This is a genomic window from Micromonospora fulviviridis, from assembly GCF_014648395.1.
Taxonomy (GTDB): Bacteria; Actinomycetota; Actinomycetes; order Mycobacteriales; family Micromonosporaceae; genus Micromonospora; species Micromonospora fulviviridis.
This window is the reverse complement of sequence record NZ_BMRA01000012.1, coordinates 89,129-101,821: the sequence shown is the minus strand read 5'-3', so window position 1 is coordinate 101,821 and position 12,693 is coordinate 89,129. Positions and strand designations below refer to the sequence as shown.

8 protein-coding genes are annotated in these 12,693 nt (G+C 73.8%); 2 read left to right on the top strand and 6 right to left on the bottom strand.

Annotation, left to right across the window (positions count from 1 at the left end; translation table 11 throughout):
* Positions 1-85 precede the first annotated feature (85 nt).
* Entirely contained in the window at positions 86-3,787 is a 3,702-nt protein-coding gene (locus IEY96_RS27210) for a S8 family serine peptidase (RefSeq protein ID WP_189197662.1), read from the top strand.
* 138 nt (positions 3,788-3,925) lie between these two features.
* A complete protein-coding gene (locus tag IEY96_RS27205) occupies positions 3,926-4,486 on the top strand; it encodes a hypothetical protein (RefSeq protein ID WP_189197759.1) in 561 nt (186 codons plus the stop codon).
* 7 nt (positions 4,487-4,493) lie between these two features.
* On the opposite strand, the gene IEY96_RS27200 is transcribed toward IEY96_RS27205, so the two are convergent.
* From IEY96_RS27200 to IEY96_RS27175, 6 genes are read right to left on the bottom strand one after another with little or no spacing between them, the layout of a single operon-like run.
* Complete coding sequence (locus IEY96_RS27200) at positions 4,494-5,093, bottom strand: hypothetical protein (protein ID WP_189197661.1); 600 nt, start codon at positions 5,091-5,093, stop codon at positions 4,494-4,496.
* Between the two features lie 13 nt (positions 5,094-5,106).
* On the bottom strand, positions 5,107-6,282 hold the full coding sequence (locus tag IEY96_RS27195; RefSeq protein ID WP_189197660.1) for a M23 family metallopeptidase: 1,176 nt from the start codon (positions 6,280-6,282) through the stop codon (positions 5,107-5,109).
* On the bottom strand, positions 6,279-6,839 hold the full coding sequence (locus IEY96_RS27190) for a hypothetical protein (protein WP_189197659.1): 561 nt from the start codon (positions 6,837-6,839) through the stop codon (positions 6,279-6,281). Before IEY96_RS27190 ends, IEY96_RS27195 begins: the two co-directional genes overlap by 4 nt.
* The gene (locus IEY96_RS27185) at positions 6,836-8,773 is read right to left on the bottom strand and encodes an MraY family glycosyltransferase (protein ID WP_189197658.1); all 1,938 of its coding nucleotides are present in this window, start codon (positions 8,771-8,773) and stop codon (positions 6,836-6,838) included. The genes IEY96_RS27190 and IEY96_RS27185 overlap by 4 nt, the downstream gene beginning before the upstream one ends.
* Position 8,774: 1 nt before the next feature.
* A complete protein-coding gene (locus IEY96_RS27180) occupies positions 8,775-12,230 on the bottom strand; it encodes an ATP-binding protein (RefSeq protein WP_189197657.1) in 3,456 nt (1,151 codons plus the stop codon).
* A gap of 49 nt (positions 12,231-12,279) precedes the next feature.
* Positions 12,280-12,642 carry a hypothetical protein gene (locus IEY96_RS27175; RefSeq protein ID WP_091317037.1) on the bottom strand — a complete coding sequence of 121 codons (363 nt, stop codon included), beginning with the start codon at positions 12,640-12,642 and terminating at the stop codon, positions 12,280-12,282.
* Between the last annotated feature and the right edge of the window lie 51 nt (positions 12,643-12,693).

Here is a 12,693-nt window from a genome sequence, read left to right as displayed (position 1 = left end):
AGCCGCCGTGGTGGATCCGTTGCCCGGCCGGGCCGGCCCGTCGGATGGTCTGCCATATCCACGCTCTTCATGGAGAGGCCCACACATGCGACGAAGTCCACGCCGCCTGATCGCCGTCACCGTCGCGGCAGCCCTGGCCGCCGCGCCTGGTTCGCCGGCCGCCGCAGGCGAACCACCGTCACCCACGGCACCGGCACCGGACGCCTCCGGCGTCACCGACACCGTCACGCTGGTCACCGGGGACGTCGTCCGGGTCACCCACCCGGGCTCCGGTCCCGACGTGGTCACCGTCGACCAGCGCGCCGGCTCCACCGGTGGCGTGCAGACCCAGACCGTCGGCGGTGACCTGTACGTCATCCCCGACGCGGTGCTGCCGTACCTCGCCGCGAACCGGCTCGACCGCGAACTGTTCAACGTCACCGACCTCATCGAGGACGGCTTCGACGACGGGCACGCCGCCGAGCTTCCGCTGATCACGACGTACCCGGGGAACGCCACCGCCCGGAGCGCGGCGCGCACCGCGCCGGCGAAGGCCCACAAGGTGCGCGACCTGCGCAGCATCAACGGCATGGCGATCAGCACCGCGAAGAAGGATGCCGCCTCGTTCTGGCGGGCCCTCGCGCCGGAGACCACGCCGGGCCGGTTCGCCGGCGGTGTCGGCAAGGTCTGGCTCGACGGCCGGGTCAGCGTCGACCTGGCCGACAGCGTCGCCCAGGTGGGCGGGCCGACGGCATGGGCGGCCGGGTACGACGGGACGGGCAGCACGGTCGCCGTCCTGGACACCGGAGTCGACGCCGCCCATCCGGACCTCGCCGGGAAGGTCAAGGACGCGGTCTCCTTCGTGCCCGGCTCGGACACCGGCGACCGCCGCGGGCACGGCACCCACGTCGCCTCCACGGTGGCCGGCACCGGCGCCGCCTCCGGTGGAGCCGAGAAGGGTGTCGCCCCCGGCGCCGACCTGGTGATCGGCAAGGTGCTCGACGACAACGGTTCCGGCCTCAACTCGTGGATCATCGCGGGCATGGAATGGGCCGCCCAGCACGCCCGGGTGGTCAACATGAGCCTGGGGTCGCAGGAGCCGAGCGACGGCACGGACCCGATGGCCCAGGCCGTCGAGCGGCTCACCGCCGAGACCGGCGCCCTCTTCGTCATCGCCGCCGGCAACAGCTACGGCGAGGCGACCATCGGCAGCCCCGGCGCCGCGGACGCCGCCCTCACCGTCGCCGCCGTCGACGGGAAGGACGTCCGCGCCGCCTTCTCCAGCCAGGGCCCTCGCTTCGGCGACAACGGCCTGAAGCCGGACCTCTCCGCTCCCGGCGTGCAGATCCTCGCCGCCCGGGCCGCGGCAAGTCCCGGAACCGGCAGCTACGTGAAGATGAACGGCACCTCGATGGCCACCCCGCACGTGGCCGGCGCCGCGGCCATCGTCGCCGCGCGGCACCCCGACTGGTCCGCCGACCGGATCAAGGACGCTCTCATGTCGGCGTCGAAGACGCTCACCGGCACCACGCCGTACCAGGTGGGCTCCGGGCGGCTCGACGTCCCGGCCGCCCTCGGTGACCTGCAGGCCACCGGCTCGGCCGACCTCGGCTTCCATGCCTGGCCACACTCCGACGACCAGCCGGTCAGCCGGACCGTCACCTACCGCAACAGCGGCGACAACCCGGTCACCCTCGACCTCGCGCTGACCGTCACCGGTCCGGACGGCCAGCCGGCCGCCCTCGGCACGGTCACCCCGAAGCAGGTCACCGTGCCCGCCGGCGGCACCGCCACCGCGACCGTGACCGGCGACCCGAACGCCGTCAGCGGCACCGGCCGCTACACCGGCACCCTGGCCGCCACCGACGGGACCGGCTCGGTGGGCGTGCACACCGCCGTCGCCCTGGTCAAGGAGGAGGAGCGCTACAACCTCGCGCTGAAGGGCACCGACCGCGACGGCACGCCGATCGGCGGGTACGTGACCGTCTACCGCTACGGCGACACCTTCACCCGCACCGTGGCGCTCGACCCGGCGACCGGCACCGCGCCCGCGCTGCGCCTGCCGCCCGGCGAGTACACCGTCACCGGCTTCCTGCCGGTCGCCGGCGACGGCGGACCCGACTCGCTCGGCGCCGCCCTGCTGGGCACCCCGAGCCTGAAGCTCGACGCCGACCGGGCCCTGGAGCTGGACGCCCGGCAGGCGCACAAGGTCACCGTCACCACCCCGCGCCCCAGCGAGGACAGCTACCGGCGGATCCAGTACTTCCGGGACTCCGGCATCGGCGGTCAGTACGCGGCCTTCAGCGCCCTCTACGGCGTCTCCCCCCAGGTCGACGACGTGTACGTGGCCCCGACCGGCCCGATCACCGGCGGCAGCTACGAGTTCGCGGCCCGGTGGGACCGGGGCGTGGCGCACCTGAAACTCGCCGGGCACACCCCCGCCACCGTCAACCTCGACCCGCTCTACCAGTCCGGCTCCGCCCGGCTCGACGGCAAGGTCGAGCTGACCGGCGTCGTCGCCGGCACCGGCCGGCCCGAGGAATACCAGGGCCTCGACGTCAAGGGCAGGGCCGTCCTGGTGACCCGCGACGACACCGTCACGCCGGCCGCCCGGGCGCAGGCCGCCCAGGCCGCCGGGGCCGCGCTCCTCGTCGTGGTCAACAACCAGCCGGGCCGCTACTACCAGCAGGCCGGTGGCACCGACGTGCCGGTGATCTCGCTGACCCACGCCCAGGGAGAGCCGCTGCTGGCCGCCGCCCGCGCCGGCACCCTGGTCCTGCGGGGCACCGCCGTGGAGTTCACCCCGTACCAGTACCACCTGCTCCGGTCCTGGCCGGGCGAGGTGCCGACCGACCCGACGTACGCGCCGACCGAGGAGGAACTGGCCCGGGTGGACCAGACCTTCCGCGCCGGCACCCCGTCGCTCGTCTTCGACCTGGCCGCCGACTGCCGCCCGTACTACTGGCCGCCCTGCCAGGGCCCGAACGAGCCGTTCGCCGCGCCGTCCACCCGGGTCGACTACTTCTCCACCCAGCAGGGCACCTCGTGGTACGAGAAGGCCGACCTGCTGCCCGGCTGGGAGCAGCGGCACCAGCAGATGACCTACCGGCCCGGTCAGCAGCTGACCCGCAACTGGTTCGCGCCGGTCACCCGGCCGCGCCTCGGCCCCGGTTTCTGGCTCCCGTACCGGGACCGCGACTTCCTGGCCGTCAACGTGCCGCCGCGCAGCGGTGACACCGACATGACCGGCATCGACGACGCGGCCACCGTGAAGTCCCGGCTCTATCAGAACGGCGTGCAGGTCGGCAGGGAACAGCTGTCCCAGGCGGTGCAGACGAGCGTGCCCGCCACCGACGGGGCGGCCGAGTACCGCTTCGAGCAGGAGAGCACCCTCCCGGCCGGTCCGTGGCTGGCCCCCACGAGCACCCGGACGGCGTGGACCTTCCGGTCCGCGAGGCCGGCCGCCGACGTGCGGGTGCTGCTGCCGCTGCTCCAGCTCGACTACCGGATCGACACCGACCTGACCGGCTCGGTGAAGGCTGGTGGCCAGCAGAAGATCGGCCTGACCGCCACGCACATCGACGGCGTGACCGGAGCCGGCAAGCCGACCGGCGGCACCCTCAGCGTCTCCTACGACGACGGAGCCACCTGGCAGCCGGTGACCCTCACGGCCGACGGCACCGGAGCCTGGTCCGCGATGCTCAAGCACCCGTCGACCGCCGGGTTCGTCTCGCTCAGGGCCACCGCCTGGGACGACGCCGGCAACAAGGTGGAGCAGCAGCTCATCCGGGCGTACCGGATCCGCTGACCGCCGCGGCACGACCGCCCGGCACGACCCCGACCAGGGCCGTGCCGGGCGGCGCCCGTCCGGCGGTTCGCCACGATCCGCCAGTTCTCAGGCATTGGGTACGCGGCGCGCAGCCGATAGCCTCAGAAGGTGGAATCAGTGCAGCCCCCCGCCGGTTCCCAGGTCTCCCGGGTACCGGCGCAGCGGACCCCGCCCGAGCAGTTGGCGCCGCCCGCGCCCGCTCCGGCGCCGGTACGCCCGAAGCGGCGGCTGCGCACCGTTCTCGCGATGGTCGCCGGGGTGCTGGCGCTGCTCTGCGCCGGCGGCGCGATCGTCGGCTTCGTGCTGTACGACCGAGCAACCGCTCCCGACCGCAGCGCCCCCGATGTCGTGGTGGCCAACTACATCCAGACTTTCCTGGTGGACCGCAACGACACGAAGGCGCAGGAGTTCACGTGCACGTCCGGAGCCGACCTCGATGCGGTCCGCGCTCTGCGGACCGAGCTGGAGCAACGAGAGGCCAACTTCGACGTTGTCGTCAAGGTGAGCTGGGGTCCCCTCGCCCGTGCAAAGGACGGGGAGGGTGAGTCGGTGACGACGACGCTGGCCATCTCAAGCTCGTCGAGCGGCCAGCCGCGGAGCAGCCGCCGGGAGATCTGGCGTTTCCACGTCGTCAATACAGACGGGTGGCGGGTGTGTGGCGCCAGCAAGATCGGCTGATTGCCCATCACTCCAACCAGAGCAGGTGGACCGGTACCTCCATGGTGGTCGGTGCCTGGCCGCGCCAGGCCCACCGGTACCACTCCAGTTCCGGGGCCACCCGGACGCAGATGTCCCCGTCCGCGCCGGAGTAGGCCTCGGTGACCGCGCGGAGGTCGCGCTGCTCGGTCGCCCCGGTCACGTGCACCACCCGCCGACCGGTGACCGAGTCGGCCTCGAAGACCGGCGTGGGCGGGCGCCGGGTGGGCGCGTCGAGCGAGACCAGCCGGATGCCCGGCTCGGGCGGGCCGGCGCTGGCCCGCCGCTCGCCCACGGTCTCCACCCAGACCCGCTCCACCGGCACCAGCGGCGCGAAGACCTCCACCTGCTCGGACTCGGCGCGGTACCACTCGTGCTCCGGAATGACCGGCACATAGGTCCGGCTGCCCTGCACGACCCGCTCGTCGGCGCGCAGGTCACCGCGCCAGCCGAGGCCGGGCAGGCCGACCAGCACGCGGCGGCCCCGCAGTTCGATCCGGCCGGTGGCGGGGACGATCTCGACGGGGCGGGGCGGCAGCGGTGCCCAGTCGGGCCGGTCCGCGAAGGGGTCGGGCAGCGGGTTGCTCATGTGCCGGTGCGCCTCACGCGGTCCCGTCCACCGGGGCGCCCCGCTCGCGCATGAACGGGACCGGGTTGATCGCGCCCCGGCTGGACCGGTCGCTGTCGACGTGCACCTCGAAGTGCAGGTGCGGACCGGAGGAGTTGCCGCTGGTGCCGGAGAGACCGATCACCTCGCCCGCCTCCACCAACTGGCCGGGCGTCACCCGGGGGCGCTCGATCATGTGGCAGTAGCGGGTGATGTAGCCGCCGGCGTGCAGGACGTCGACGAACCAGCCGCAGCCACCCTTGCCCGGCCAGCCGTCCCGGTCGCAGTCCCGCTTCCCTGAGTGGTCGGGATCGCAGCGGGCCACCAGCACGCGGCCCGCGGAGGCGGCGTGGATCTCGGTGCGCTTGTCGGCGGCGAGATCGACCCCGTTGTGGCTGGGCCGCTCGGTGGTGCGGAAGCCGGAGACCACGCCGCCGGGCAACGGGGCGGTCCAGCCGGAGGCGGCGATCCGGGCTCCGGCGGCGGCGTCGCAGACCGCCTTGCCGGCGATCTCGACGGTCCGCGCGGCCCCGCCGGCGAGCGCGTCCACGATCCGGCCGGCCAGGTCCTCGTGCTTGGCGTAGGCGTCCGGGAAGGCGCTGACCTGCACCCGCTGCGCCACCACGGTCAGCGGCCGCTGCTGCCAGTTCCGCACCTTGACCATCTTCTCGTAGAACTTCCGGGCCGCGTAGGAGGGCGTCATCCGCTGCTCGACGCTGCCCCAGCCGGGCCGCTGCTGGAACAGGCCCAGTGAGTCGTGGTCGGCGCCGACGCCCTCGTGCGGCAGGGCCAGCGAGGCCGGAATCGTGCTGTTGGCGAGGTTGCGCAGCGCGGACTCCTGCATGGCGGTGGCCAACGCGATCACCCAGCCGCGGGCGGGCACCTTCATGTCCTGGCCGACCTTGATGATGACGGCGGCGTTGCGGAGCTGGCCGTCGCCGTACTCGGTGAAGCGCGGCATGTCCCCCGTGAGGTTGACCTGGTAGGCCGGGTCACAGTTCAGGCCGGCGAGCACGCCGTCCTTCTGGTCGCCGCCGAGTTCGGTGAGGAGGAACGCGCCCGCCCCGCCGACGCAGCAGAGCAGGGTGAGCACGGTGGTGACCGCGGTGACCAGGACGCCGACCCGCAGCTTGCGGCGGACCGGCGCGGCGACGCCGGACGCCGTGCTCACGGCCGCTCCCAGTCGACCACGTCCACCAGCCAGAGACCGTCCGGGGCCACCAGTTCGAGCCGGAGCCGGCCGTTGTCGAGCGGGATCAGCGCCTCCACGAAGGACTCCGTCCGGGGCCGGAGGGTCACCGCGCCGGCCGTCCGGCGGGCGGGCACGCTCTCCGGGTCGGCGCCGGTCATCTTCTCGATGAGCGCGGGCGTGGAGAGCGGCCGCAGCCGGGCCTGCCAGGCGTCGCCGCTGCTGCCCGGGCCGGTGAGCCACGCCGTGGTGAACCGGCTCGCGGTCTGCTCGGGGGTGGCCTCGCCCGGTCGCGTCTTCGGAGAGACCGCCGCCGGTGGGCTCGACAGCACCCCGTCGTCACCGGCGTGCGGGTCCACCGTGCTGATCGGCTGGCTCGGCCGGACGCTCAGGCCGGTGGTCGAGTCGACCGGGCCGGAGACCAGCCGGGCCGCGCCGATCACGCCGAAGATCAGCACGGCGATCACCAACGCGATGCCGAGCCGGGACCGCAGCACCCGGGTGAACAGGAACTCCAGCGCCCGCCGCACCGGTGTCACCGTGCCTCGGAGCGGACCCGCGGCGCCGGCTTGGGCGCCGGGGCGCGGTCGGCCGAGTCCGGCCGGTAGACGGCGAAGGACGGTGCTTCCTCGGGCACGTCCGGTCCGGTCCAACCCGCCGGCTGGCGGCGCGGCCGGGGCGCACTGCCGGCTCGCCCGGACCCGGACTCGGTCGCCGGCGCCTGCTCGGGACGCTCCCGCCCGTCCGGCCGTTCCCGCTCGACCACCGCGACGGTGTGCGCCGGGTCCTCGTGCCGGGCCTCCGGCCGGAGGCTGCGCTGGTCGGCCGGCACGCCGCGCCGCCGCCCCATCGCGGGCTCGGCCGTGCCGCCCGGCTCGGCCACGTCGAGGCGGGCCGCGACCCGCATGTCGCGGAAGAACCGCCGGTGCCAGGAGCCGGCCGAGCTGACCGCCTCGCTGCTGTCCTTGCCGCCGAGCTGCGTGATCCGCCGGTACGGGCGGAGCAGCAGCCAGCCCACGACGCCGCAGAGCCAGACCAGGACCACCTGGAGCCAGCCGGGCAGGGTGGGCGTGTTCATGATCAGATCCACCGCGAACAGGTAGATGGCCGCACCCGTGCCGAAGATGGCGATGTTGAACACCGCGGCGACCACCGCGTTGGCCAGCCGCCGGAGGCCGGCGCTGGCCGGGCGCATCAGCCCGACCGTGCCCAGGATCGGCGCGGCGATCACGGCCCACCGGAAGATCAGGAAGCCGAGCAGCACGAGCAGCGAGGCGGTCAGGTCGAACATCGCGAAGAGCAGCGAGGCCAGCACCGCGATGAAGCCCGCGCCGATCCGGTCCATGTCCCGGACGCCCTGGAGGTACTCGTACGCCTCCGGGTCCTCCGACTTGATCTGTTCGGCGACCTTCGCCCACTGCTGCTGCTTGGCCTTGATCACCACGTCGCGAGTGGCGGGATTCGCGCGGATCGACTCCGCTTCGTCCCAGGTCAGCGACTTGGCGTCGTAGAGCGCCGGACCGTACTTCTTGGCGGTCTCGCTGTCGGCCGAGCCCAGCACGCCGCGCAACCAGTTGCGGTAGAGCATCGTCTCGGTCGCGGTGTCGCTGGCGCGCACGGCCGGGGGTCGGTGGTCCTTGCACGCCGCGGGGTTCGGATCGTCGCACTGGCCGGGCGGCGTGTCCCTCGACGCCGGACCGACGGCGTCGTGCACCACACCGAGGGTGGTGATCAGGGTGTTGTCGGCGATGTTTGCCGACTTCACCGGCCAGGCGGCCAATGCGGTCACCGCCACCATGACCAGGATCGCCCAGCCGGCTGTGGTCATGGCGTTGCTCATGTCCGACTGGCGGGAGCGCCAGAGCAGGTAGAGGCCGACCACGCAGATGGTGATGATGCCGAAGACGCTGAACACCTTCTGGTAGACGGCCTTGGTGGCCTGCTCGACCAGCGGGTCCGCCCAGCGCCACATCGTGCGCGGGTCCCAGGCGCGTTCGCGCAGCGCGTTGGACGCCCCGATGATTGCGTTGGCGAACATGAACTCGCCGTTCGCCACCATCGTGGTAAACCGGTAGTCCGGATGCAGCACCGAGGAGGCGCAGCCGCCGTCGACGTCGTACGTCGTGTAGCTGTATCCGGCGTAGCCGTAGTCGCTGTAGAGGCCCTTCGGTCCGGGCTGCTTCGCGGAGTCGGGGCGGGAGGCGAACCAGCCGGCCAGACCCGAGTCCGGTGCCCCGGGTACCGGCGCGTTGCGGCACTCGACCTGGTCCTCGCTGACCGCCTTGAGCTTGGCCACGCAGGCGCGGAAGTCGGCCTGCCACTCCTTGGTGCTGCACAGCTCGGCCCGGGCCTGGGCGGCCGGCACGGCGGCGTACGCGGGTGTCGCCCCGACCAGCGGCCAGGAGATGGTGGCCCCGGCCAGTACGCCGAGCGCGATGAGGAGCGCCGCGATCCGTGCCCGGGCCCTCGCCATGTCACGCCTCCAGATCAGCCAGGACGGTCGGCAGCTGCCCGGCGGCCTGGGCGACCGCGGCGGGGGTGGTGTCCAGGTGCTCCAGCAGCCCGTCGACGTACGACACGTCGACCCGGACCTTCTGCACGCGACCGTCGACGTCGCGCATGACGAACTCGCGGAAGCCGAGCCGGGCGGCCGAGCCGCTGTCGGCCTGGGACAGCGAGGCGAGGGTGGCCTCGTAGCCGTCGTTGACCGGCACCCGGAGCAGCCGCAGCGCCTCGGAGGCGATCTCGGTGTCCTCGGCGATCCGGCCCACGAAGACGGTGGAGACCAGGTTCTGCACGTCGAGACCGAGGATGTCCTTCGGGTTCTGCGAGGCGACCAGCGCGGCCAGGTTCCACTTGCGGGAGTCGCGGGCGAGGCGGACCAGGAACGACCGGCCGGAGCGCCAGCCCTCCATGAAGTGCGCCTCGTCGAGGCCCACCAGCTTCCGCGAGGACATCGAGCCGCCGTAGCAGCGGCGGACGGCCAGCCGGTGCGCGGTGTGCAGCATCGGCAGGGCCAGTGCCTCCTCGGCCGACCAGTACTCCCGCTCGATCTTGAGGTCGGGCAGCCGGAGCCCGGCCATGGTGATCACGGTGAGCGCCGCGTCGGCGCCGAGCAGCCCCTCCGGCGGGCGGCCGAAGAAGAGCATGGCCAGCGGCATCTCCGCGGTGTCGAGGAGCAGGTTGGCCAGCTCCCGGCCGGCGTCGTCGTCGAGCCCCTGGAGGCAGGCGACCACGTCGTCCAGGGTGGAGGTCTCCTCGGCCGGAACCTGGCGTACGGCGTGCCGGAAGAGGGTGGCGGTGGACGCCTCCCGGGCCACCTGCGGCGGCACCAGCATCATGCAGATGTCCTGCACGAGCATCCGGCGCTCGGCGCGGGCGTTGGAGACCGCGATCTCGAACTCCCGGTCGCCGGCCGCCCCGGCGCCGAACTCGCTGCGCAGCGGCGTCGGGATCAGCGCGTACGGGGCCAGGGTGCCCTGCTCCGACCCGGTCAGGTTGAGCACCCGCGAGTACGGCGCCAGCTCGGGCATGGCGCAGAGCCGGGCCAGCGGGCCGGACGGGTCGAGCAGGGTCACCTGCACGCCCCGCCGGGCGGCCAGGTAGCCGAGCGCGCCGAGCAGGGTGGACTTGCCACCGCCCGGCTCGGCGACGAAGACGGCGAGGCCGGAGCGCTCGCGTACCTCCATGGGGAAGTGCAGGTCGAGGAAGACCGGGCGGCGGCAGGTGCCGGCGGTCCGGCCGATCAGGTCGCCGCGCCGGTCGCCGACCGTGGACGCGGCCTGGGGCAGCGCGGCGGCGAGCAGGTTGACCGGCATCCGCCGGACGTAGCCGGTGTTGGCGATCGGCTCGCCGGGGATGAACTCGCGGGCCAGCCAGTCCTGGTTCTTCGGGTGCTGGAGCGAGATGCGCAGCTCGCGCGAGTAGAGCTGGATGAGCCGGCGGGCCCGTTCCAGGCACTCCTCGCGGGTGCGGCCGCCGACCGCGATCCGGTGCCAGCCGTGCGCGCGGGCCGAGTCCACCGGCAGGCCGGTGGTCATCTCGTCGCCGATCACCAGTGCGCGCTTGGCCAGCCGCTCCAGCTCGGGCGGGGCGTCGATGCCGTGCTCGGCGTAGTCGAGCTGCTGGGAGCGGATCATCCGGAGCCGATGTTCGAGGTTCCGGAAGGAGTCGCCGGGGCCGAGGATGTCGACGCGGGTGGAGAGCTCCATCGGCCACGGCAGCCGCTCGTGGAAGTGCAGCCAGGGCTCGTGCCGCTCGGGGATCTCCAGCGGTTCCATCCGGCCGACCGCGAGCACGGCCACGTGCCGCTCCTCGCCGGTCATCCGGTTGACCAGCTTGACGGTGGAGCCGTAGGGGGTGCGGTAGCGCTCGACCTGCTCGGTGAGGGCCAGCAGGTCACCGCGTTCCCACCGGCCGTTGGTGATGGGGGAGAGCACCCCGGGCGGCGCCATGCAGAGCGCCACCGAGCGGTAGAGCAGCCATTCCAGTTCCTGCGCGGTGACCCGGCGGCCACGCATGCCGAACGCGCCGAGCACCTCGTCGAACTGCTCGACGGTGCGACCGAGCCGGCGCCGCTCGCCGTCGGCGGTGCCCCGGCCGAAGGTGCGCAGCAGCCGTTCGGTGAGCGAGTCCCCGAGCGACCTGCGGGCGAAGGTGACGCCCAGGTAGGTCTGCCCCTCGGCGTGGTTGACCGCCATCAGGTGCCGCTGCGCGGCGACCAGGTGGTCGGCCCAGCCGGTGGTGCCGGGCACGTCGGGCAGCGGGGCGGCGGTGTGCGCGTCGATGGTGCGGGCCCACTCGTCGGCCGGGAACGGCCGGGTGGTGCGGCGCAGGTGCAGCCGGAAGCCGGCCAGGCCGGCGTACTGCTCGGAGATGGCGGAGAGCAGTGCCTCGCGCTCGGCGTCGGGACGGAACGCCCAGCGCACCTCGGGCAGCCAGTACCAGGCGGTGACCGTGTTGGGAGTGAAGGTGAGGTGGCCGGCGATCTCGGTGATGGCCAGTTCGACCGAGGGGTCCCGGTCGCCGAACTTGATCTTCGGGGCCCGGACCCGGACCGGCTTCATGGGCCGGCCGCTGCGCTCCGGGGACCGCTGCCGGGGCGGGGCCACCTCGCGCGCGGGCTGCGGGGTCACCTCGCGGGCGGGCGCGGTGGCCATCTCGCGCCCGTTCGACCGGGCCGGCTCGGCCGTGCGCCGGTCGGCTCGGCGGGTGGGGCGCCCGACCGGGCTCTCGGGCTCGGCCGGCTCGGGCTCCACGGTGGACGGGAGCGCCGGGAGCCGGTCGCCCACCTGGTGCGGCACCCGGGTCCGGGTGACCGGCGCCGGTCCGAGGGCGGGCTGCTCCGGCGGCTCGGGGGCGGCGTGCACCGCCGGGCGGGCGGCCTCCGGCGCCTCGCGCGGCCGGCCCACCGGGCGGACGCCGGGCGCGCCCTCCGGGAGCCGGGCCGCCGGCGGCTGCCCCTCGGGCAGGGCGGGCACGGCCGGCGGGGCCGGCTCTGCCGGAGCGGCCTGCGGAACCGGCAGGGCCGGCTCGACCGGAGCGGCGTGCTGGTGCGGGATCGGCAGCGCCTCCCGGCCGACGCCGCGCCGGGGCGGCGCCACCACCGGCTCCACCGGGGCCGGCGGGCCGGCGGGCGGGTTGGCCGGCCGGCGGACGCGGGGCTGCGCGCCCCCGAAGAGGTCGAGGAAGGGGGAGTCGATGTCGCCGCTGTCGGCGGCCACGGGCTCCCGCTGCTCGCCGCGCGGGGCCAGCGGCCGGGGCGGCTGGAAGACCCCGACGCGACCGTGCTGGGGGCTGGTCACCAGGGCCGGGTCGAGGGTGACCTCGTCCAGCTCCTCGTCCGCTGGGTAGTCGAACGACCGCGCACGGTTACCGTAGGGCCCGGCCGGACGTCCGGCCGGGGGACCCGGCGTGGAAGAGCGACTCATGCGACCGCCTCACCCGCGTCGTTCGTCTGCGCCGTCTGCGTACGCCCGGTCATGCCAGTTCCTCCCGGATCCTGATCCGGCTCGCGACGAGGCGCGGATCGCGCAGTTCGGCGGCCGGCTCCCGGGTGCGTCGCCAGTCCGTCAGCGCGGTCCGGATGACCATGCGCGCCGGCCGGTCCGGGTCGACGTACCGGAAGATGAACGAGGTCGTCACGATGGCGAGCGAGATCTCCCAGGCGGGGAAGAGCTCGACCTGGAGCGTGAACAACCAGTGGATGAACATGTAGAGGGGTACGAGCAGCATGAACAGGCCGTACTGGGCGTACGGCAGGTGGACGGGAAGGGTGTAGCCGGGCGGCCCCAGGTAGACGAGGCGAGCCCGGTAGATGTCGTCGTCGGTGCGCAGCCGCATCGTCGCCCAACGCCTATTCGAAGATCAGCTTGATCAGGTAGTCGCCGACGA